The organism is Xenorhabdus ehlersii, from assembly GCF_003610465.1.
Classification (GTDB): domain Bacteria; phylum Pseudomonadota; class Gammaproteobacteria; order Enterobacterales; family Enterobacteriaceae; genus Xenorhabdus; species Xenorhabdus ehlersii.
The window spans coordinates 672,994-695,675 of sequence record NZ_RAQI01000002.1 but is presented as its reverse complement, the minus strand read 5'-3'; the positions used below and the strand labels follow the sequence as shown (position 1 = coordinate 695,675).

At 40.9% G+C, this 22,682-nt stretch carries 25 protein-coding genes and 1 riboswitch; of the genes, 13 read left to right on the top strand and 12 right to left on the bottom strand.

Going from position 1 to position 22,682, the window contains the following annotated elements; translation table 11 throughout:
• Complete coding sequence (locus tag BDE27_RS09135; protein WP_099131330.1) at positions 1-555, bottom strand: GNAT family N-acetyltransferase; 555 nt, start codon at positions 553-555, stop codon at positions 1-3.
• Positions 556-753: 198 nt separating this feature from the next.
• Here BDE27_RS09135 and rlmA point away from each other — a divergent pair, with 198 nt between their 5' ends.
• The gene (gene rlmA, locus BDE27_RS09130) at positions 754-1,569 is read left to right on the top strand and encodes a 23S rRNA (guanine(745)-N(1))-methyltransferase (protein ID WP_099131329.1); all 816 of its coding nucleotides are present in this window, start codon (positions 754-756) and stop codon (positions 1,567-1,569) included.
• A gap of 136 nt (positions 1,570-1,705) precedes the next feature.
• Here the strand turns inward: rlmA and mntP are convergent, their stop codons facing one another.
• The 8 genes from mntP to pabB all read right to left on the bottom strand — a co-directional run bounded on the left by mntP (position 1,706) and on the right by pabB (position 9,967).
• Positions 1,706-2,290 carry a manganese efflux pump MntP gene (gene mntP / locus BDE27_RS09125; protein WP_143707513.1) on the bottom strand — a complete coding sequence of 195 codons (585 nt, stop codon included), beginning with the start codon at positions 2,288-2,290 and terminating at the stop codon, positions 1,706-1,708.
• A 146-nt stretch (positions 2,291-2,436) separates the two neighbouring features.
• Positions 2,437-2,562, bottom strand: a riboswitch (yybP-ykoY riboswitch).
• Positions 2,563-2,713: 151 nt separating this feature from the next.
• A complete protein-coding gene (locus BDE27_RS09120; protein ID WP_099131327.1) occupies positions 2,714-3,172 on the bottom strand; it encodes a DUF986 family protein in 459 nt (152 codons plus the stop codon).
• A 101-nt stretch (positions 3,173-3,273) separates the two neighbouring features.
• On the bottom strand, positions 3,274-4,122 hold the full coding sequence (locus BDE27_RS09115; protein ID WP_167450570.1) for a PTS mannose transporter subunit IID: 849 nt from the start codon (positions 4,120-4,122) through the stop codon (positions 3,274-3,276).
• A 13-nt stretch (positions 4,123-4,135) separates the two neighbouring features.
• On the bottom strand, positions 4,136-4,936 hold the full coding sequence (locus tag BDE27_RS09110; RefSeq protein ID WP_099131325.1) for a PTS mannose/fructose/sorbose transporter subunit IIC: 801 nt from the start codon (positions 4,934-4,936) through the stop codon (positions 4,136-4,138).
• An 83-nt stretch (positions 4,937-5,019) separates the two neighbouring features.
• Positions 5,020-5,988 carry a PTS mannose transporter subunit IIAB gene (manX, locus tag BDE27_RS09105; protein ID WP_099131324.1) on the bottom strand — a complete coding sequence of 323 codons (969 nt, stop codon included), beginning with the start codon at positions 5,986-5,988 and terminating at the stop codon, positions 5,020-5,022.
• 510 nt (positions 5,989-6,498) lie between these two features.
• Complete coding sequence (locus BDE27_RS09100) at positions 6,499-7,863, bottom strand: L-serine ammonia-lyase (protein WP_099131323.1); 1,365 nt, start codon at positions 7,861-7,863, stop codon at positions 6,499-6,501.
• A 167-nt stretch (positions 7,864-8,030) separates the two neighbouring features.
• Complete coding sequence (locus tag BDE27_RS09095) at positions 8,031-8,600, bottom strand: CoA pyrophosphatase (protein WP_099131322.1); 570 nt, start codon at positions 8,598-8,600, stop codon at positions 8,031-8,033.
• Positions 8,597-9,967: an aminodeoxychorismate synthase component 1 gene (gene pabB, locus BDE27_RS09090; RefSeq protein WP_099131321.1), complete on the bottom strand. Its 1,371-nt coding sequence runs from the start codon at positions 9,965-9,967 to the stop codon at positions 8,597-8,599. Before pabB ends, BDE27_RS09095 begins: the two co-directional genes overlap by 4 nt.
• 149 nt (positions 9,968-10,116) lie before the next feature.
• Between pabB and BDE27_RS09085 the strand changes: the two genes are divergently transcribed.
• The 3 genes from BDE27_RS09085 to pip all read left to right on the top strand — a co-directional run bounded on the left by BDE27_RS09085 (position 10,117) and on the right by pip (position 11,810).
• The gene (locus BDE27_RS09085) at positions 10,117-10,299 is read left to right on the top strand and encodes a YoaH family protein (protein WP_099131320.1); all 183 of its coding nucleotides are present in this window, start codon (positions 10,117-10,119) and stop codon (positions 10,297-10,299) included.
• Positions 10,300-10,400: 101 nt separating this feature from the next.
• A complete protein-coding gene (gene yebF / locus BDE27_RS09080) occupies positions 10,401-10,772 on the top strand; it encodes a protein YebF (RefSeq protein ID WP_099131319.1) in 372 nt (123 codons plus the stop codon).
• Between the two features lie 84 nt (positions 10,773-10,856).
• On the top strand, positions 10,857-11,810 hold the full coding sequence (gene pip, locus BDE27_RS09075) for a prolyl aminopeptidase (protein ID WP_099131318.1): 954 nt from the start codon (positions 10,857-10,859) through the stop codon (positions 11,808-11,810).
• A gap of 65 nt (positions 11,811-11,875) precedes the next feature.
• On the opposite strand, the gene BDE27_RS09070 is transcribed toward pip, so the two are convergent.
• Positions 11,876-12,106: a DNA polymerase III subunit theta gene (locus BDE27_RS09070; protein ID WP_099131317.1), complete on the bottom strand. Its 231-nt coding sequence runs from the start codon at positions 12,104-12,106 to the stop codon at positions 11,876-11,878.
• 336 nt (positions 12,107-12,442) lie between these two features.
• On the opposite strand from BDE27_RS09070, the gene ftnA reads away from it, so the two are divergent.
• From ftnA to htpX, 8 genes are all read left to right on the top strand, one after another.
• The gene (gene ftnA, locus BDE27_RS09065) at positions 12,443-12,949 is read left to right on the top strand and encodes a non-heme ferritin (protein ID WP_099131316.1); all 507 of its coding nucleotides are present in this window, start codon (positions 12,443-12,445) and stop codon (positions 12,947-12,949) included.
• Positions 12,950-13,185: 236 nt separating this feature from the next.
• A complete protein-coding gene (gene copC / locus BDE27_RS09060; protein WP_099131315.1) occupies positions 13,186-13,572 on the top strand; it encodes a copper homeostasis periplasmic binding protein CopC in 387 nt (128 codons plus the stop codon).
• Positions 13,572-14,495: a copper homeostasis membrane protein CopD gene (gene copD / locus BDE27_RS09055; RefSeq protein WP_099131314.1), complete on the top strand. Its 924-nt coding sequence runs from the start codon at positions 13,572-13,574 to the stop codon at positions 14,493-14,495. The genes copC and copD overlap by 1 nt, the downstream gene beginning before the upstream one ends.
• Before the next feature lie 85 nt (positions 14,496-14,580).
• A complete protein-coding gene (locus BDE27_RS09050; protein ID WP_099131313.1) occupies positions 14,581-14,931 on the top strand; it encodes a YebY family protein in 351 nt (116 codons plus the stop codon).
• A 414-nt stretch (positions 14,932-15,345) separates the two neighbouring features.
• Positions 15,346-15,843 (top strand): GAF domain-containing protein, encoded by a 498-nt coding sequence (locus tag BDE27_RS09045; protein ID WP_099131312.1) that lies wholly within the window; start codon positions 15,346-15,348, stop codon positions 15,841-15,843.
• A gap of 95 nt (positions 15,844-15,938) precedes the next feature.
• Positions 15,939-16,649 carry an RNA chaperone ProQ gene (gene proQ, locus BDE27_RS09040; protein ID WP_099131311.1) on the top strand — a complete coding sequence of 237 codons (711 nt, stop codon included), beginning with the start codon at positions 15,939-15,941 and terminating at the stop codon, positions 16,647-16,649.
• Positions 16,650-16,668: 19 nt separating this feature from the next.
• A complete protein-coding gene (gene prc / locus BDE27_RS09035) occupies positions 16,669-18,768 on the top strand; it encodes a carboxy terminal-processing peptidase (protein WP_099131310.1) in 2,100 nt (699 codons plus the stop codon).
• A 179-nt stretch (positions 18,769-18,947) separates the two neighbouring features.
• Complete coding sequence (htpX, locus tag BDE27_RS09030) at positions 18,948-19,832, top strand: protease HtpX (RefSeq protein WP_099131309.1); 885 nt, start codon at positions 18,948-18,950, stop codon at positions 19,830-19,832.
• Between the two features lie 76 nt (positions 19,833-19,908).
• On the opposite strand, the gene BDE27_RS09025 is transcribed toward htpX, so the two are convergent.
• Positions 19,909-20,838, bottom strand: a complete 930-nt coding sequence (locus BDE27_RS09025) for a sialate O-acetylesterase family protein (protein WP_244208737.1) — start codon at positions 20,836-20,838, stop codon at positions 19,909-19,911.
• Between the two features lie 700 nt (positions 20,839-21,538).
• Here BDE27_RS09025 and budC point away from each other — a divergent pair.
• Positions 21,539-22,297: a meso-2,3-butanediol dehydrogenase gene (budC, locus tag BDE27_RS09020; protein WP_208638577.1), complete on the top strand. Its 759-nt coding sequence runs from the start codon at positions 21,539-21,541 to the stop codon at positions 22,295-22,297.
• Positions 22,298-22,408: 111 nt separating this feature from the next.
• On the opposite strand, the gene BDE27_RS20615 is transcribed toward budC, so the two are convergent.
• A complete protein-coding gene (locus BDE27_RS20615) occupies positions 22,409-22,645 on the bottom strand; it encodes a phosphopantetheine-binding protein (RefSeq protein ID WP_479688246.1) in 237 nt (78 codons plus the stop codon).
• Between the last annotated feature and the right edge of the window lie 37 nt (positions 22,646-22,682).

Sequence of the window (22,682 nt, the reverse complement as noted above, 5' to 3'; positions counted from 1 at the left end):
TTAAGAAAGCACATGCCGATTACACCATTCTTCCCTAGTTATTTCCCAGAACTCACAATCATATTTTCCTGAAACATACTCTTTTTCTTCCACTTTTATCAGCCTTTCTCCTTGTGCTATTGAGATTTTTTTCGAACCGTAGTTAATACTGGCTTTTTGTGTTCTAAGAACGGATTTCCCCAGTACGTGAAACCAATAATCAGTCACTTTTTCACAGGCTTCACGCATCAATCCTTGGCCTTGATGCTCTAAGGAAAGCCAAAATCCTCGGTTATTATCTTGCCTATCATGTAACCCGATCATACCGATGAGTTCATCGGGATGTTTTTTTACCCGAATAGACCATAACCAGCCTTTTCCTGATTGTATGGTGGGAAAAGCCACGTTTTTGACAAAATATTCTGCGCCATCGTCAGGATATGGCCAGGGAACTGCGCTGCTATCTAAGTATTTGACGACATGCCAATGAGGAAATTTTTGCTGAATTTGAATAGCGTCGTCATAAGCGAGTTTTTTTAATAGAAGCCGTTTGGTCTCTAGATTATCGTATGGCATGTTACCCTCACTTCGTGATAAAAATGTTAATTAATGGTAAAAAAATAAATATTATGTCGGAAATAGTCAATCCAATTTCTTTAATTTAGTAACATAATTGAGTGTCGGGCTTAAATTTCAAAAGAGAGGGTTAAAAAACGTATGTATCAAAAATATGGTATAGTATGTCCCTGATTTTTCCCTATCCATCGGAATGTTATGTCTTATCAATGTCCTTTATGTCACTCACCATTACTGTTTGCTAACTACCAATGGCGTTGCGAAAACAATCACCAGTTTGATTGTGCAAAAGAAGGGTACGTCAATTTACTGCCCGTTCAGCATAAACGCTCAAAAGAGCCAGGGGATAGTGTGGAGATGATGCAAGCGAGAAGGGCATTTTTGCACTCAGGCCATTATCAAGCCCTGCAACAAAAAACAGTTGAGTTGCTTGGTGAATATTTACCAGAAAGCGCTGAAATTTTGCTGGATATTGGTTGTGGTGAAGGTTATTACACAGCGGCGGTTCAGGAACAGCTCAATCTTCAGCGGAAATTGGTAGTGTATGGATTGGATGTGGCGAAAGTCGCAATTCGTTATGGTGCCAGGCGTTATCCCGATGTTAATTTCTGCGTAGCATCTAGCCATCGGCTGCCATTTGCGGACAGTTCATTGGAGGGTATTTTACGGATCTATGCTCCTTGCAAGGCAACAGAATTGGCTCGAGTGGTGAAAATAGGTGGTATCGTCCTGACGGTAACGCCAGGGCCTCGTCACTTGTATCAATTGAAAGAGCTTATTTATCAGGAAGTGCATTTACATCCTGAAAATCAGGAACAATGGGAAGAATTTGAATTAATTTCAACCGAAACGCTGGCCTATACAATGTCATTAAAGGGTGAACAAGCACATAATTTATTGCAGATGACCCCTTTTGCCTGGCGGGCATCAGAAGAAATTAAAACGCATTTGATATCGAGAGAACAGTTTAATTGTGAAGCAGATTTCACGTTAAAAATATATCGACGTATTTGATAATCAAAAGACGGCTGTCATCTTATTAAGCCGGAGTAGCACGATGGTAAGAGAACACATCTCCGGAATATAGCGCTATGTATCCGGAGTAAGTGCAGTTAATAAAGTTACAACATGGAAAACGATAATAATAGCCTTATTCCGCATACCAAAATAATTTAAGATGCTCGAATAATATATTGAAGCCAATGGCAATTAAGACCAATCCCCCAACCAACTCGGCTCTTTTACCCAATAGCGGACCAATATAACGACCAATTAACATGCCTAATGTGGCCATAATCATAGTCATAAGGCCAATTGTCATGGCAGTGTGAAGAATATCAACTTGTAGGAAGGCAAGACCGACACCAATTGCCATAGCATCCAGACTGGTTGCAATTGCAGTGAGAACCAATGCCACTGAACTATGGCGTTGAGGAGTAGCTTGATAAGAAGTTTCAGGTTCACGTTTGAAGCTATCAATTATCATGCGGCAGCCAAGGATCAAGAGCAAGAAAAAGGCAATCCAATGATCCCATTCCATAATATATTGGCTGGCATACAGGCCCAATGACCAACCGATTAAAGGCGTACAGGCTTCAACCAAGCCAAAGATGATACCTGTGCGGATGGCTTCGCGAAAATGAGGTCGGTGGAGGGCGGCTCCTTTTCCTACGGCAGCGGCAAAAGCATCCATGGAAAGGGCAAGCGCGAGAATAAGTGTTGCATAGAGATTCATTAAAATAGCCTCGGTTGGGTGATTCCATACACACACAACACACCCCCAACCAACGGCGCTGTTATGTGTCTATGGTCTTGCCAACCGATTTATCCCCGTATCTTTCAAGCTGCCACTTTGTTAATTGTCACTTGAAATATAACGGGGACATAAAAACCTGGATGTTATTAGGTTCTTTAGGTATTCGTACCACGTTTTATTTTAAACGAGTATGTTGATACGAATTTTCCAGAGATTTTCTGGAACAGGCTACTCCCCAATGACTATGACGGACAATATCATATTAAGAATAAAAGGCAAAAAATATTTTGCCATATTTTAAATATGAAAATGATAATGCTTATCGTTATCTGTCTCTATTTAGGAGGGAAATAAGACCAATGTGAATTATTGATCTTATTTAGTCGAATCCGCCAAGAGAAATCATCTGTTGTTAATAAGAAAGTGATAAATTTTTTCTAAGTCATCCAGCTTTGTTACGGATAGATATATTTTGTTTTGCCCTAAATCCATCATGAGAATGCCGTCTTCAGATAAATTCATTGCGCTAATGCTTTCATAAGAAAAAAAACGGTTAGCATAATAAAAGCCTTGTTTTTTGAATATTAGTTTTGGTGAGCGAATATAACCAAGATATAATGTCACCAAGATGATAAATATTAATAAATAGGTCGTAAACTGACTGCCATGTGATATGACATTATTGTAAATAATAATGGCAATCAAAATGATAAATATCAGCGCATCAATTCGCTGTTTTCTTTTGAGTTTGATATTTAACAGCGTTTTTCCTTTGAGCTGATTGATAATAAATTCATCATAAATCGCAAAAGCGAGCATTAATACAATTAAAACTATTAGAACAATATCATTCAAACTCATTTTTAATCCCTATTTTTATAGTGCATGGGAAATTATTGTCTTGACAAAGAAAGGGGAGGTAAAACCTCCCCGAATATTCAAGTCATGCAGGAATATCAGATCTAGCCAAGGAAACCAAAACGGAAACCGACGATCCCCAGCACGAAAAAGCCGATGATAATCCATAACGGATTGACTTTCTTCCGCAGTAGCCACATACAGCCAAATGTTAACAACAATGGCATTAGCCCAGGCATTAACTGGTCAAGGATGGTTTGAACTGTAGTCACTTTCATCTCACCCGTGATTGGATCAGGAACTTCAGAAACCACTAGCGGAATATTCACTTTGGTCCATTTGTTGACGAGTGCACCCATGACAAACAAGCCGAGAATTGACGCTCCTTCCGTCATTTTCTGCAAGAACCCCCCCCCCATATCTTTAACGATATCCAATCCTTTTTTGTAGCCATAAGCCACACCCAAGTAACGGGTAAGTAATCGCACTAAATTAAACAGGAGGAAAAACAGAATAGGGCCTAGCGGACTGCCACTCATGGCAATACCTGCACCCAGAGCAGCGAATACCGGACGAACAGTTCCCCAGAAAATAGGATCACCTACACCCGCTAAAGGACCCATCAAACCCACTTTGATACCGTTGATAGCCCCGTCATCAATGTCAGCCCCATTGGCCCGTTGCTCTTCCATTGCCATGGTGACACCAAGAATAGGCGCTGCAACATAAGGATGAGTATTAAAAAATTCCATATGTCGTTTGAGAGCTTGCTTCCTTTCTTCGGTATTCTCTGGGTACAGGCGACGAATGGCAGGTATCATTGAGAAGCAGAAACCGAGTGCCTGCATACGCTCAAAGTTCCACGATCCTTGAAATAGGTTAGAACGGAGGAATACACCACGAATATCGCTTTGTGTCAGCTTTTTCTGACCCATATTTGTTGCCTCTGACATGTTGTTTATCCTCTTAATCTAATTCGTTATCAAGGTCGTTTGGGGTATTACCAGCATGGGTGGCTGCCTGTGATTGATTATATTTTGGGCTAAGCTGGATATATAGGATTGCCATGACAATACCAATCACACCTAATGCGACAAGGTTGAAGTTAGTGAAGGCCGCAGTTACGAAACCAAGGTAGAAGAATGGCATCAGATAACCTGCGCGCATCATGTTAATCACCATTGCATAACCGACAACCACGATCATACCACCGGCGATATTCAGGCCGCTGGTAACCACTTGTGGAATGGAATTCAACATATGCTGAACTTCAGAAGTTCCTACTGATACAGCAACAATCAGGGCAGGGATGGCGATTCGCATAGCCTGGAGCAGCAAAGCTGAAACGTGAATGACGCTAATTGCGCGAAGATTGCCGTTTTCTGCTGCTTTGTCGGCTGCGTGTTGGAAACCAACAGTCAAGGTACGGACAATGATAGTCAGAACCTGGCCCGCTGCTGCCAGTGGAATAGCCAGTGCGATACCGGCACCGACATCTTGCCCACCTGCGATAACCAGAATGGTTGAAATGATAGAAGCCAATGCTGCATCGGGGGCGACTGCTGCACCGATATTCATCCAGCCAAGGGCAATCATTTCCAGTGTTCCGCCGATGATAATGCCGGTTTTTATATCGCCAAGCACTAAACCGACTAATGTACAAGCAACTAATGGTCGGTGAAATTGAAATTCATCAAGAATTGAATCCATACCTGCGATACAGGCAACGATGAATATCAACACAAATTGAACAACGGTAATTTCCATTGTTTTTCTCCTGTAACCAAATGTAATTTGGTAAGAATTTTGTTATTGAGTAATGGTTAATAAAATGACATTTGTTTTTATGGTTAAACTTTTTTCAGCAGATCCATCATGTTCAAACGGGTATCACTAGCAACTTTACGAGCTTCAAGTTCTATGCCACGAGAGTTCAGTTTTTCAAAGGCTTCAATGTCAGTCTTATCAACGGAAATCGCGTTGTTGATCTGGGTTTTTCCTTGACGGAAAGCCATGCCACCGATGTTTATGGATTCGATAGCGACGCCACCTTCGACAATGCGCAGAACATCTGTTGGATTGGTGAATAGTAGCATGACACGTTCACCGGCATATTTGGGGTTGTTATAAACCCGAACGCACTTGGCAACGTCTATAACATGAGCGCTAACACCGGGAGGTGCAACTTGTTTCAACAAGGTGGAGCGAACAGTATCCAGGGCAACTTCATCACTGACGACAATGATACGCTTGACGTTAGTTTCCTTAGTCCAACGGGTAGCAACTTGGCCGTGGATAAGGCGATCATCAATGCGTGCGAGGGCAATCTTCATATGGCCGCCCACAGAGGTTGATGAAGCGGAAATGACTGAAACAGGTGCAGCGGGTTTCACGGGTTCAGGTTTGGCAGGATCTTCATCTTGTTTTGCTTTAAGGGCTCGGATCCCTTCTTTGCCGGTTTCCAATGCAACAGCAACCAGCTCTTCCATCGTTGGATCATCGTCACGACACATGAAAGCTTCAACCAGCATCGGAACATTGACACCAGTAACGATTTCATAGTTGTCTTTATCAATCACAATGCGGTTTGCGGCATTGAATGGACTGCCACCCCAGGTATCGACGAAAAACAGTACGCCTTGTTCTGTATCAAGCGATTCCAGCTTTTGGTTGTATTTCTCGAATAACGTATCAGCATTTTCACCGGGCACAAAGTCGATATAAGAAACATTTTCCTGTTCCCCAATCAACATCTCTGTGGTTCGAAGCAGCTGTTCCGCCGCGGCCCCGTGTGTGCCAATCATAATGGCTATACTCACTTGTTTTCCCCTTTCTATAACAATTGAACTCAGACTACTGCAAGCTCATACTCAATATTTCTAATGTATTTAACTTCCTATCAATCAATAGGATAGTCGTGAACATAAAACTGTTATGGTTTTATATTTTGTTACATAAGTAAATATATAGTTAGAATATCATTTGCAGCCTTCAAGAAAATTGCTATCAGTCAGAAAAATTAAGACAGACTATTTTGACAGGTTAAAACAATATTTTATTATGTTAAATAATAAAATTTTATTTTAAAATTCTAATAATTTCTTATAACTTGGTGTTTGTTTTTGTTTCCGGTAACATTTTCTTAATTTTCTTATAAAAAAATTGTGATGTTTTTACCGTAAAATGGAAAATAATGTACTTTAGTAACTCGTTTCAGCCAAAAAAATATCCCTACCAGATGGAAGGGATATTATTTCAGCTAAAATCCAAATGTAGAAAAAATAGGCAATAATACTGCTCATTGCATAATAAATGGGCAGTATTTTATATTAGTCACATTGAACTTTTATCGCCAAACCACCGCGTGAAGTTTCACGGTATTTCGCGTTCATATCTTTGCCCGTTTCATACATGGTCTCAATAACTTTATCGAGAGAAACACGTGGTTCACTGGTACGGCGAAGTGCCATACGGGAAGCATTGATCGCTTTAACTGATGCAATGGCATTACGTTCAATACAAGGAACTTGCACCTGGCCTGCAACAGGGTCACAAGTCAAGCCGAGGTTATGTTCCATGCCAATTTCTGCTGCGATACAAACCTGCTCAGGGCTTGCGCCGAGTAATTCTGCAAGACCGGCTGCCGCCATAGAACAAGCAACTCCAACTTCGCCCTGGCAGCCAACTTCCGCACCAGAAATAGAGGCATTCATCTTATATAAGATACCAATTGCACCCGCGGCCAGGAAATAGCGCGTGTATAGTTCCGCTGTCACAGGTTCAATGCAATGGTTGTAATAGGCCAAAACAGCAGGGACAATACCACACGCGCCATTGGTTGGGGCCGTAACAACACGGCCACCAGCCGCATTTTCTTCATTGACGGCCAATGCAAACATATTGATTAAATCGACAACATTCATTGGGTCATTAGACAATTTGTTTGATGATGTCAGCATACGGTGCAGTGCGGCGGCACGACGAGGAACACGCAATGGGCCTGGTAAAACCCCTTCTGTGTTCAGGCCACGCTCAATACAAGCTTGCATGGTTGCCCAGACATCTGCGAAATACTCAGCAATTTCTTCTTTGCTGTGTAGATCCAATTCATTTTTCATCATCAGGCCAGAAACAGACAAACCTGTTTTATTACAGTTCATCAGTAGTTCAGCCGCAGAGCTGTAAGGATAAGAAACAGGTTTGGAATCCTGGGATGGCTTGCCAAAATGTTCTTCATCAACAATAAAACCACCACCGATGGAGTAGTAGGTTTTGCTGTAAACTTTTTCGTCACCGGCGAACGCATGAATTTGCATGCCGTTTTCGTGCAGTGATAAGTTATCGCTACGGAAGTTCATACCGCCATCGCGAGGAAAATCGACTTCGTGTAAACCATTTGCCAGCGGCAAACGTTCAGTTTGCTCAACATCACGAATAAAACCTGGAATTGAATCAATATCAACAGTTGCCGGCATATTACCTGCCAGACCCATGATGATAGCGATATCCGTATGGTGACCTTTCCCGGTTAATGAAAGTGAGCCGTATACATCAACAGCTACACGCGTGATAGAGGACATTACCCCCTGGTTTACAAGATCATCGACAAATTGTTTGCCTGCTTTCATAGGACCAACAGTATGAGAGCTGGATGGGCCAATACCCACCTTAAACATGTCGAAAACGCTAATCACGCCAGACTCCTTTAAAGAAGAGAGATATAGTTATTTATATAAAGCGCGCTACTTTACTGTTATTTGGTAGTGTTGATAAAGGAGTTTACAGTTTTTTTTTAATTATAATAGCAATTGATATGATTATGGATAAGTAATGCACAGTTTTGTGGCGTTTTGTGTCCAATTTAGGGCGTTTTTTGCACTTGCTGTGCTAAACGATAAATAATGGCTGCGGTTAATCCCCAAATCATATGCTCTTGGTGCCAATAAAAATAGACTCGGCGCTGTTGATTGTGGCGTTTTATATCCAGATACCGATAATGGGGAAGGGAAAGTGCATCAAACAGCGGGATTTCAAAAATGCTCGCTACTTCTGCTGGGTTGGTTCGAAAAGAGATTGGTTCGGAAATAAGCCCAATTACCGGAGTGACACGATAACCTCCAATGCTATCCAAGGGGGCTAATTGCCCCAGTATTTGTACCTTATCTTGCGGTAGACTGACTTCTTCTTCTGCCTCACGCAAGGCAGTGGCAATAAGGGAAGCGTCTTCAGGATCTGCCGCTCCGCCCGGAAAAGCAATTTGCCCGGCGTGGGAGCGGAGGCTTGCGGAACGTTGGGTGAATAACAGCGTTGGCTCTGGCTTACATATAATCGGCAATAATACCGCAGCATTCCGTTGGTTGCTGGCTAAATGTACTGGTCGTGCAGGAAGCTGCAATTGAAACCGATGAATGAAGTCAGAGAGCGATGTCATGGTATAGATAGTTCCCCTAATTGAGGTAAGATCCGTCCGAGTTTATCAAATGTTTCTTGATATTCTTTTTCAGCAATACTATCTGCGACGATACCACCCCCTGCCCAACAGTAAATTTTTCCTTTTTCTGTCAGTAAGGTACGAATAGTAATATTGCTGTCCATTGTACCGCAGAAACTAATATAGCCAACAGCACCACAATATCCATGTCTGCGATGTGGTTCCAACTCTTCAATGATTTCCATGGCTCGGATTTTAGGAGCACCCGTGATTGAGCCGCCGGGAAAACAGGCACGCAGTAAATCTGTGGCATGATATGTGTCGGGCAAGGTTGCTGTGATGGTGCTGACCAGATGGTGTACGGCCGGAAAAGGCTCAACAACAAATAATTCAGGTACTTTGACCGAGCCTGGAGTGGCAACTCGCCCAATGTCATTTCTCAACAAGTCAACAATCATCAGGTTTTCCGCACGATCTTTGCGTGAGTTTGCTAATTTCTCTGCTTGCAATTGATCCTCTGTGGGGTTTTGTAATCGGGGCAGCGTTCCTTTTATTGGGCGTGTCTGAATGTGATGATCTTTCAAAAGAATAAAACGTTCAGGTGAAACGCTGATAACACAGTGTTCAGGCAAGCGAATAAAGGCAGAAAAGGGAGCTTGATTACTTTCATTGAGCTGGATAAATGCCTGCCATTCATCTCCCTCATAATTAGCATGGAACCGTTGTGATAAATTGACTTGATAGCAATCCCCTTCTCGTAGGTAGCAATGGATTTGAGCAATTTTTTCGTGGTATTGCTGTGCTGTCATATTGGATTGCCACGGACTTGTCAGGGAAAAACCTTCTTTCCTGTTTTCTCGTAGAGACTCTAACCATGTCAGCCGTTCGTCAATATTGTGGTAGCTCAGTAACGTCACTTTCTTTAGCTGATGATCAATAATTAATCCCCAATCGTAGATACCTATAGCCATATCAGGAAAGTTCAGTTCATTGGTGGCTAATTCAGGTAACTTTTCAATACGTCGTCCGAGATCGTATCCCCATATACCTAATGCTCCTCCTTGAAAAGGCAGGTCCGGATCAAATTGAGCATCAATACCCCAGGGGTGAAGATGGTCTTTTAATAGCTGGAAGGGATCTTCCTGAGAAAGAGAAACCTTACCATGACAATTAATTTCGGTAGATGCTCTTTGGGTGACAAGGGTTGTCACAGGTTCGGCGACAATAATATCAAATCGATTATGCGGATGTTCGGCGGTTCCAGAATGTAACAGCATGGCCCAAGGTAATGCAGAAAGGGGGGCGAAATAGTGAATGGCGAGATCAGGAGAATACGGTAATTGTCGTTTTTGTAATGCAATTTTCATGACGGCATCAATATTGGTGTTTAGCAATCCATAAGGAATAACATATTAATCCACGGAGATTATCACACAATCTCGCTCCTGACTTGAGATAAAACAGGCTATAATCGCCGTTTGCCATTAATTGTTATGTTTTGTTTGAGGTTATAACGATGTTTTCAGGTATGCCAGCATTATCCCATGAAGAGCAGCAAGCAGCCGTAGAAAGGATCCATCAGCTTATTTCCGAAGGAATGGGCAGCGGAGAAGCCATTGCTATTGTTGCTCAGGAATTACGCGAAAAGCACCAGAACCATGAGCAGATCCATGTTTTATTTGAAGACGGTGAAAACTAGTCGCAACGCATTTTTAACAAAACTCACATAATTACTTTCTACTACATGTTAATTTATCGCAACTTTTAATCCATACTCTTTGGGTGGTAATAGGAGGTAATATGAAGGCAAGTCAATTTATTCGTCGTATTAGTTTATTGAGTGCAGGTGTTTTGTTTTCTGTTTCGTTTACTGCAACCGCTGCTGATAATGAGCGTGTGGCGAAGTTTATTTCTTGTAAAAATTTAACCAAAGATCAAGTAGCGGCACAGGTTAAGCAAGATTTTTTACAAAATCGTATTAATCACTGGGATGAAGACAGAAAGCAATTAGGCACTGCAAAACCGATTGCGTGGGTAAATGTCAATGATATTACTGGTGATAAGGACGCATTGCAGGTTCCTCTGATCGTCCGAGGAACGAAAAAAGATAAAAGTTACAACGTCATAATTGATTGCCAAAAAGAGACTATTAGTTATAGTGAAGTAAAGTAAATAACTTGTCACACCATCTTTTCTTTAAATATGTACGGGATACTGGGAAAGTATCCCGTTTTGTTTAAACAGTGAGAGGGCTTTATGACGGAACAACGAAAACTCTATCCCGCTTATGATGCGTATCAAACAGGGTATCTGGATACGGGAGATGGACACCAGGTTTATTGGGAGTTGTGCGGTAACCCGAAAGGTAAGCCCGCAGTATTCATACATGGTGGTCCTGGTGGTGGGATAGCAAACTATCATCGTCAGTTATTCGATCCCGAACGCTATCATATTATGTTATTTGATCAGCGTGGCTGTGGGCGTTCTAAGCCCTATGCTAGTCTGGAAAATAATACAACATGGCATTTGATAGAGGATCTTGAACGGCTGCGTAATCTTATGGGTGTTGAGAAGTGGCTGGTTTTTGGTGGCTCATGGGGATCAACACTGTCTTTGGCCTATGCTGAAAAACACCCGAATAGTGTGTCAGAATTAGTGCTAAGAGGGATTTTCTTGCTTCGTCCACAAGAGTTGCATTGGTATTATCAAGAAGGCGCTTCTCGTTTTTTCCCGGAAAAATGGGAGCGTACATTATCTATCCTGTCGGAGGAAGAGCGTAAAGATGTAATTGCTGCCTATAACAAACGGCTGACCAATGAAGATTTGCAAGTACAGTTGGAAGCTGCACGCTTATGGAGTCTCTGGGAAGGAGAAACGGTAACATTACTGCCTTCTACAAGTTCAGCTTCTTTTGCAGAAGATAATTTTGCCTTGGCGTTTGCACGTATTGAAAACCATTACTTTATCAATAATGGTTTTATGGATGAAACCGAGCAATTACTGGATCATATTGATGTGATCAGACATATCCCTGCTGTGATTATCCATGGTCGCTATGATATGGCATGTCAGATACAAAATGCGTGGGATTTGGCAAAAGCGTGGCCGGAAGCTGAATTGCACATTGTGGAAGGTGCTGGCCATTCTTTTGATGAAGCCGATATTTTACACCAACTCATCAAGGCAACTGATAAATTTGTTGGAAAATAGATTTACTGGAAATAGTTAAGATAACCACCACGTTGCGGGTGGTTATCTTTTCTCATATCATTCCTTCAGCGACTTTTAGGCTCATAAGGCAGGCGTGACAGTAATTTTGATTGCTGGCGGTAATGCTGTAAGCGTTGTTGGAAATATTCCCGCAGATGTGCTGGTTGTGATTGTTCAACAGTGTCAGGAATGACAGGCATGTTATAACGTTCTTTAAAAGCAACACCGGATGCGGCTAAATCAACATTGACCTTATTCATTTCATCTTTAGATAATTTGGCTAAGTTATGTTCCATTTTGGCCTCTCTGAAAACTCATTTTTAATTTCTCTAAAAGAAAATTAATAGACTCTTTTTTGTTTAGCAAGTTGTTTAAAAAAGGGTAAAAATACATCTAATAAACATAAATAATATCAATTCTCATTTTTATTAAAAATGTTTTTTTGAATAAAAATTTAATTAAACAAAACTGATTCTTATTTTCTCATATTTAATGAGATTTATTCTTGTTTATTTGTTGTGAATAAAACCTTATTTATCAAATTCTTATATATTTTTATTTTGTTTTTTGTATTGTGTGGTTTTAATTGGCATAATACGCCAAGTTTAATGAGTTATTAGGAGAGTTGGCCGATGTTAAAACAAGAAATGATCAAAAAATTAAATGAGCAATTAAACCTGGAATTTTATTCTGCGAATTTATACCTGCAAATGAGTGCATGGTGCAGTGATAAAGGATATGAAGGCGCTGCAGCGTTTTTAAAGACTCATTCACAGGAAGAGATGCAACATATGCAACGTTTGTTTGATTATTTAGGTGACACTGGTTCAATGCCTGTATTGGGCGCTATTCAGGCCCCGCCTGTAGAATTCAAGTCTATCTCTGATGTATTTAATCAGACTTATGAGCATGAAAAATTGATCACAGAAGAGATTAATAAACTTGCCCATGTAGCGATGACGACACAAGACTATTCCACTTTTAATTTCTTGCAGTGGTATGTTGCTGAACAGCATGAAGAAGAGAAACTGTTCAAATCCATTCTGGACAAACTGGAGATGGTGGGCGAAAGTGGAAAAGCTCTGTTCCTGTTGGATAAAGAACTTAAGGGATTGTCTATGGTACCGGCACACGCCTGATATAGCCTTCGTCTTTCAATTTGATCGGTTTTTCCATCGTAACTCCCGTTTCTTTGCGTGTTTTTTCATGCATGGTGAAACCGGGGTTACGGTTCTCCTTCTTTTATCCCCATTTTTGCGTAGTGTCTCACAGGTCAGGACATTACTCGTCAATTACCGCAGATTAAACAGATTTTTTGGTATAGAATCTCCCTTCAAGTATAAAGAATTCATCTACATATTAAAGGGTTATCTATATGTTTATTCTTAACATCCGTTCATTCTGGACCAAATTATCTACTCTTGTGGTTCTGTTTGTCGGCATGTCTTGTCAGCAGGCTTTGGCCCATGCACATTTGAAAGATCAGACTCCCGCAGAAAATACAACGGTTGAAGCTGCCCCACAAACTATCACCTTGAACTTCTCAGAACGTATTGAACTTGGATTCAGTAAGGTAAAATTGATTGGCCCAGAAAGAGCCGTAGTGAAAACAGGTAAGTTGGAACTCGATCCTGAAACCAAAACCAAGTTAATCCTGCCAGTTGAAGGCAAACTTACTGCGGGAAAATACAGTGTTGATTGGAGTGTACTCTCTGTCGATGGTCATAAAACAAAAGGCGTTTATAGTTTTACCGTAAGATAATGATCTCTCTAGAGGCGCTATACATATTCTGCCGTTTCTCTCATTTTGTGGTCGTCATATTGATGTTCGGCCTTAGCTTATTCACCGTAATGCTTGTTTCTGGGCATTTCTCGATCCTAATGAGAGAACGGTTAAAAGTTGGAATCTTAATCAGCACTGTGCTGGCTTTGATAACCTCAATCATCTGGTTTATTGTACAGGCTGGATTAATGGGGGATGGCTGGCACGATGTTTATGCTCTGGATATCTGGCTGGCTGTCTTGGGAACCTCTTTTGGGCAAGTATGGAGATGGCAGTTATTGATAGCTGTACTTGCTGTTGGTGGACTGTTCCTTTCCAATATTAAAGTCAGAAATTTCCTGTTGTTAGGTTGCTCGATTATTTTACTCTCAAACCATGCTTTCATTGGACATGCAGCTATGTATGAAGGAAGCATAGGGCTATTACTTCAAGCCAATCAGGTTATCCATTTACTCAGTGCAGGTTACTGGTTTGGTGGATTGTGGCCATTCTTAGTGTGTCTGCAATTCTTGCGATTACGGCCGCCAGCAGAAACAAACTTATCGCCGAATGCGACTAACCTATATGCAGATAGCGTAATAGCCATGAGAAAATTCTCTCTTTATGGGCATTTTGCCGTGTTTCTGGTGATTGTGACAGGAATTGTGAGTAGTGTGATTCTCATTCCAGATTGGCCCATTTTCAGTCGAGCTCTGTCTGAATACCAATCCATGCTATGGTTAAAAATAGTTTTGGTTATTGGAATGGTTCTTTTGGCTTTGATTAACCGCTATATTTTAGTTCCTAAGTTAAAACAGAAAAGGTGCTATCAGCAATTGATGATCAATAGCTGGCTGGAAATTATTCTGGGTACAACCGCATTGCTATGCGTAGCGATTTTTGCAACGCAACCTCCTGCGTGATTCTTGAATGATTGGTGCAAATCTGGGTACATAAACAGGAAAATTAACGATAAAATCACGGTATGTCTCTATCAGGGGAAAAATAATGAAACGACTATTTTGGGCTCTGCCTCTTTTGCTTCTCTCTTTTCAGGGAGTGGCTGCACCAATAAAAACCATTAGCAAGCTACAGTTTGGCAAACAGTGGGCATTTACTCGCGAAGAGGTTATGCTTGATTGTCGAGCAAATGGCGCGTTGTTTGTGATAAATCCCAGCACATTGATGCAGTATCCGTTGAATGATCGAGCAACACAACTTATGCAAGCCAATAAAGTGATTGCATCATCATTAGAGACAATCCTTTTAAATGATCCCGATCATCCCAATCAAAAAATGAGCGTTGAGCCATTCCAGAAAGCGGCATTGGCTTTATGTGACCATCTATCCAACCGGTAATGGTTAAAATTTGGTAAATCATTGTATGTCAACTACGCTTTAAGTCGTAAGTTGTTCTACGTCTCAATGGCAACTTTTAGCGCAAGGCTCTTTGATAGAGCTATTTTTCCCTAGGCCGAGTAGAGGAGTGAACTCGGCCTTTTTTTTGCTTGTGCTTAAAGTAACAAGACACGATCCTGGGTGCAAGTCACGCTAGTTTTTAAATAAGCTGTGATATCTCCCTAAATTTTACAAGTGAATACTGGTAAAAATAATTAAAGAAAATTTAAATTCAGGAAGAGAGACGGTATTCTGAAAGAAAATTTAAATCATAGTGGCAGATTATGCTTAGAAATAGTCTGTTAAATATGGTAAAAATTTTATGTAAAATCATTGTTTTTATTTTGTTAAATATTGTCTATTGCGTAGGAGCTTATGGATAAGAATGAATTTTATCAAGAGCTAGCAGATAGTCTGATGGCACTGCTATCAGGGGAGTACGATCTTATCGCTTCTCTTGCTAACACAAGCGCATTGTTATACGAACGTTTGGATATTGTTAATTGGGTTGGCTTTTATTTAGTTGATGATGATACCCTAGTTTTAGGGCCATTTCAGGGTAAGATCGCTTGCGTTCGTATTCCTGTAGGAAAAGGTGTATGCGGAACGGCTGTTGCAAATAAGAGTATACAGCGTATTTCTGATGTGCATGCTTTCCCCGGTCATATAGCCTGCGATGCCACCAGTAATGCTGAAATTGTACTTCCTTTAGAAATCAATGGGCAAGTTATTGGCGTTTTGGATATTGATAGCACAGTTTTTGATCGGTTTGACGAGAATGATGAAAATGGCTTGAAAGCGCTAGTTATCAGGCTTTGTAGTCATTTGGAACAATGTGTTGTGTCAAAATATCTACAACAGAACGTAACTTAACATACGTATAACGTGGCATTTATCAGCAACGCTATTATAATGTCGCCTGTTCATGCCTGCGCTGGTTGGCAAAACCGTTGTAATCAGGAAATTTCATGGAAAATCAACCTAAGTTGAACAGTAGTAAAGAAGTCATTGCTTTCTTGGCTGAGCGCTTCCCGCTTTGCTTTGTAGCAGAAGGTGAAGCACGTCCTTTGAAGATCGGGATCTTCCAGGACATCGTTGAACGTATTCAGGATGAGGAGTGTTTGAGTAAAACACAGCTCCGTTCTGCTTTGCGCTTGTATACCTCCAGTTGGCGTTATCTCTATGGTGTAAAAGAAGGAGCCCAGCGTGTTGACCTTGACGGAAACATGTGTGGCGAGCTGGAAATTGAACATATTGAACATGCGCGTCAGCAACTGGCAGAAGCGAAAGCACGGGTACAGGCTCAACGATCTGAACAGCGTGCCAAGAAACGTGAAACTGAAAACGTATCTGACAAGAAAAATGAACGCCCTGTGAATAAAAAGCCGGCTCCTCACCGTCAAAAGAGATCAGGTGAGGGTGAAAAACGTCCGGTGCGTTCGCAAAACCGCCCGCAACAATCGCGTAAACCAGCAGATAAAACCATAAAAAAAATTGCACAACCTGAGTTAAACTCAGTCACTGACGTATCCTCTTTGAAAGTCGGTCAGACTATCAAAATAAACGTAGGAAAAAGTTTAATGGATGCATCTGTGCTTGAAATTGCAAAAGATGGTGTCAGAGTGCAGTTACCTACTGGTTTAGCAATGATTGTACGCGCAGAACACTTAAAGTTCTGATACGGAGGCCAACTTGGGCATGAACAAACTCATTACATTGGCTTTCGTTTTAGGTCTATCATTTTCTAGTATAGGTTATGCAGATACTATTAATGACAATGTCGCGAATGGTAGCCACGCTACTAACGCCAATGTCATTAATGATCACAATACGGCTGTTATCAGCCTGAGCCAACTGCCAGATTTAAAACCGGAACCACAGCATCTCACAGTAAGTAAGCGGATTGTTTCCCGCTTTCTTCGTTCTCATTATCGCCAGTTTTATCTGGATGCAGATTTTTCAGGAAAAATTTTTGATCGTTACCTGAATCAACTGGATTATGGACACAATGTTTTTTTGGCATCTGATATCGTCCCATTCGCGTCTCAAAAGGGAGAATTAGGAAAAGAGCTTGAAAATGGCGATCTAAAATTTCCTTATGATCTATTTAATCTTATGCAAAAGCGCCGCTTTGAACGTTATCAATATGTGCTCTCCCGTTTAGAACAACCCGTTGACTTAAACGGTCATGACACCATTGAAACCGACCGTATCAAAGCACCATGGCCAAAGAGTATTGAAGAGTTGGATAGGCTTTGGGATGCCAAAATCAAATTTGATTGGATAAACCTCAAGTTATCCGGCAAAAAAGATGATAAAGAAATTAAAGAAACTCTGACTAAGCGCTATCGGACGTTATTAAAACGCCTCACACAAACCAAGAGTGAGGATGTTTTTCAAAGCATTATGATGGCTTTTGCCCGTGAAATAGATCCGCATACCAGTTATCTCTCTCCTCGTGATACAGAACAGTTTAATTCAGAGATGAGCTTATCTCTTGAGGGCATCGGCGCTGCTTTACAATATGATGATGAGTATATTGCCATTCGTTCATTGCTTGCAGGCGGTCCGGCGGCCAAAAGCAATTTATTGAAAGTTGGAGATAAAATCATTGGTGTTGGGCAAGTAGGCAAGCCAATTGTCGATGTTGTTGGATGGCGTTTGGAAGATGTTGTTGCTCTTATTAAAGGGCCGAAGGGGAGTAAAGTCCGCCTTGAAATCACTCCAAGTACAAAAGGGGCAAAAAACCACATTGTTACCTTAACCCGCGAGAATATCCGCCTTGAAGATAATGCTGTCAAGATGTCGGTGAAAACGGTAGGGAAAGAGAAGGTTGGTGTTTTGGATATACCAAGTTTCTATGTCGGCTTGACTAACGATGTAAAAGTGCAGTTACAGAAACTCACTAAACAGAAGGTTGTCTCGGTTGTTATTGATTTGCGTGGCAATGGTGGTGGAGCGCTAACAGAAGCGGTATCGTTATCTGGCTTATTTATTCCTACTGGTCCCGTTGTCCAGATTCGGGACAATACCGGTAGAGTTAAAGTGGAGGCAGATACAGATGAGGCAAGATACTATAAAGGGCCTCTGGTTGTTCTGATTGACAATAGAAGTGCTTCTGCATCTGAAATTTTTGCGGCTGCGATGCAAGATTATGGACGTGGATTAATTGTGGGAGAGTCTTCTTTCGGTAAAGGTACCGTTCAGCAATATCGCCCTTTGAATCGTATTTATGATCAAATGCTACGACCTGAATGGCCTGAAATTGGCTCTGTGCAATACACGATCCAGAAATTCTATCGGATAAATGGTGGTAGCACCCAGCTTAAGGGGGTAACGCCTGATATCATTATGCCGACAGGAAAAGAACCGTCTGAAATAGGGGAAAGTCAAGAGGATAATGCGTTACCTTGGGACAGCATTCAGCCTGCGCATTATACTTCCTTGAAAGTGATTTCAGAGTTAACCCCACTACTGACTAAGCTGTATAATCAACGGATTGCTAATGATCCTGAGTTTAAATATATCAAACAGGATATTGCTTACTATAAAGTCATCAAAGAACGTAACGGCGTTTACTCCTTGAACTATGCTCAAAGAGAGAAAGAAAACAAGGAATACGAAACAAACAAATTGAATCGTCTTAATGAACGCTTTAAACGGGAAGGTAAAAAACCGCTCAAATCGCTTGATGATTTACCAAAAGATTATAAAGGGCCGGATCCTTACTTAGATGAATCTGTAAAAATTGCCCTGGATTTGGCGCATCAGCCTGCTGAAATGGCTGTAACGAGGTAGTTTTAAAATTCGTTATAGATAAAAGGTCGGCTTGTTAGTCGGCCTTTTTTATCATATTGTAAAGTTATGTTGTTTCTATCGCTTAACGTCTTAAAAAACTTGAATAATATGGGGTTAGTCCCCACCTTATAGTTTAACTCTTAGTTGAACTGTTTGATAATTAAAGGAAGCAAATTTATATGATGAGAATCGCCTTATTCCTTCTCACAAACCTTGCTGTCATGGTGGTGTTTGGAATAATACTTTCACTTACAGGAGTTCAGCGGAGCAGTGTTGCTGGCCTCATGATTATGGCTGGTTTGTTTGGTTTTGGTGGTGCATTCATTTCTTTGTTAATGTCGAAATGGATGGCTCTGCGCTCTGTTGGTGGTCAGGTTATTGAAAAACCTTCCAATGAAACTGAAGCCTGGTTGATGGAAACTGTACGTCGTCAGGCGGATCAAGTTGGAATTACTATGCCACAAGTGGCTATTTATGATGCCTTGGATATTAACGCATTTGCTACAGGGGCACGCCGTAATGCTTCTCTGGTTGCTGTTAGTACAGGGTTACTGAACAATATGAGCCGTGATGAAGCTGAAGCCGTCATTGCACATGAAATTAGCCATATTGCTAATGGTGATATGGTGACGATGACATTGTTGCAGGGTATTGTGAATACATTCGTTATCTTTATTTCACGTATCATTGCACAAGCTGCTGCAAGTTTCCTTTCCAGCAACGATGATGAAAGTGAAAGCAGCAGTAATGGTAATCCAATTGTTTACATGGTGATTTCCATGGTGTTGGAGATCGTATTTGGTATTCTGGCAAGTATTATTACCATGTGGTTCTCCCGTTACCGTGAATTCCATGCGGATGCAGGATCAGCGAAATTGGTTGGTCGCGAAAAGATGATTGCAGCATTGCAACGTCTTAAGACCAGTTATGAACCTCAGGAAGAGGGGAGAATGATGGCATTCTGTATTAATGGCAAAGCTAAGAGTTTCAGTGAGTTATTCTTATCTCATCCGCCGTTGGATAAGCGTATTGAAGCCCTTCGTAGCGGCGAATATCTAAAATAATGCAATAACCAGTAGCCTAAATAAAATAAGCCAAACTATATATTAATTTGTATGGCGGCATAAACCGCCATATTATTTATATTTCATTGCCGCGATAACCGGTCAAAATCCGTTCCCATTCTTGTTGGGCGAACCAGGTTTGAGTTTTGCCATTATAATGCATTTCATCGGGTAGGAAGACGCCATATTCAGAAGCAATGCCAGTGTAATTTGGCGAATTCCTTGCATCAATTAAAGTACGATATTTAGGTGCAGCGGCAATAACATCTTTAATTGCTTCATTCACATAGCTGGTATTGATGGGATCAAAAGCGACTGAAAGTGGGTAATATAACCGCCACGGAATATTATGAGAGCCGATAGCATCGTTAATACCTGTAATAATGCGGGTAAAATTCATCTCTGATGCTTTGGCTGCATCTAAACTCTCTGTTTCTGCTTCCCATTGATTCCAATGAATAGCCAAAATACGCGTTTTTTTGCCCATATTACGCAATGAATGAATTGCCATGCGTAAGGTTCTAATGACACGGGGATAGAGGGACTCCACATCCCTGGCATCACGCTCTGGTGCCCAGCGGTTATCAGGGGAATTATCTAGATACATTCCTTGTCCTCCCCAGCCCATTAAAATCACGTAAAGATCCGGTAAATACAGTGCATTTCCCTGATTGATATGATCTTGCCAAAATTTAGCAAAGCGGTTGGCTGCGTTGTAAGGATGATCTTGGTTGCCGCGAGGTAAACCGATGGGAGCACCAATATTGGCACTTCCGAAGCTGGTTAATCCTGTCCAGTGAATTTTGGAAAAGTGAGTGCTATAGACCTCTGGTAGGGATAGAGTGAATACATTATTTAAACCTTGAGTAATCCTTTTATTTGGCGGCAATTGTGTGCCATGACCATAGCTGTTAGATTGTCCAAGGATGATAAATAATGGAGCATCATTGGATTTCCATGATGGATATTTTGTTTCGGGAGAGTGAAGCTGTTTGTATGTCATCATTTTCCCCTTGAGTTATATGAATTAATTAGGTATTGCACTCCTTGCGAAAAAATTATTTATATAAGGTAAAGTGTACATGGTTAATCAATTTGATTTATTTTTCTTAACCTAAAACAGTCGTTAATATACATCTGGATTTTTGATTTTATAACACTTAATAATTGTTGGTAACTAGCTATAATTGTCAGATATGTAAATAAGCACATTATATTCAATATTAGATGAGTAATATTTTACATTGTGATTAATTAATCTAATTTTATTGAGGGGAAACTCTGTTCAACACGTTATCAACTATTTAATGATTAACCAAGTATAAAAAAAGACATAGCAAGATAATTAAAAAATAATATTCTGGGAGATATGATGATTGAATGTTTTTTTATGAAATTAAAACGCACTATCTGGCAACGAGATAACATCTATTTTGGATAAATTGATATCCAGTCTTAAGTCAATACCTTAAATACACCATGCTAACTGATATATAAATTCTAAGAAGAAATGAGGTCAATGGTATTGCTTGATTCTCCATTTAGGGGTCGAGAACCAATCTCAGTTATAAAAATATTTGGTATCACCTGACCATAAAGAATTGTGTAATGAGATTTTGTTCCTGTCCTTAAAAATAGAACCCATTTGTTAATTGTATTTGATATCACACGGTTAGCTTTAAAAATATATCAATGAGGGTAATAAAATGATTCGATTTGAGGATAAAGTTGTCATTATTACTGGCGCAGGTAGTGGCATTGGCGAGGCTACAGCAAAGCGTTTCTCACAAGAAGGAGCCATTGTGGTGTTAGCTGGGCGCGATACAGAGAAGCTTAATCGTGTATTGAGTGAATTGCCTTCGGGCAAAGCGTTAGTGATTCAGACAGATGTTGCGGACCGAGAATCGGCTAAAAATATGGTTGATGAAACAGTCAGGCATTTTGGCCGAATAGATATTTTGGTGAACAACGCAGGTTTGTATGTGGTTGGTGATTTATTGAGTACTTCACAAGAAGACGGTAATGCAGTACTGGCTACGAATCTCAATGGTGTACTCAATTGTAGCTATTCTGCTTTACCTTATTTGCTAAAAAGTAAAGGATGTATTGTCAATAATGCCTCGGTATCTGGCTTGGGGGGAGATTGGGGAGGCGCTCATTATTGCGCAGCAAAAGGTGCTGTCGTGAATTTAACCCGTGCGATGGCGCTGGATCATGGTTCACAAGGAGTTCGTGTCAATGCTGTTTGCCCAAGTTTAGTATTGACGCCAATGGTGGCTCGTTTTGATGATGAAACCCTTGCGCATTTCGATAGTCGTATTCCGCTAAAAAGAGCGGGTCAACCTTTTGAAGTGGCAGCAGCTATTGCATTTTTGGCTAGCGAAGATGCCAGTTTCATTAATGGGGTGAACTTACCGATAGATGGCGGGGTAAACGCATCTAATGGGCAACCTAATTTTAATTAAAGGCGTTTTCTGAAAGGTACGGTTCAGAGGAAATATTATTTATCCGGCATTGTTTGTCGAAGGTGGCTCCACAGGCTGTGGAACCACTTAATTTTATTTTGGCTAATGGTATCAGTTTGGGCTATTTGCTACAGTTGAGCGATTTGAGTTTATAACCCTGGCCAGTTCACATAGTGTAGGATGAGTGAACAAGGTCGCTAATGGAATTGCCATGTCTTGTTCATGCATACGAGCCAACAATTGTATTGCTATCAATGAATGACCTCCCAATGCAAAGAAATTATCATAACGACCGACTCGTTCCCGTTTCAGCAATTTTTGCCAAATCTCAGCCAGAGCAGTTTCCACATCACCGAGAGGCGCTTCGTAACCGGAAATTGTCCCA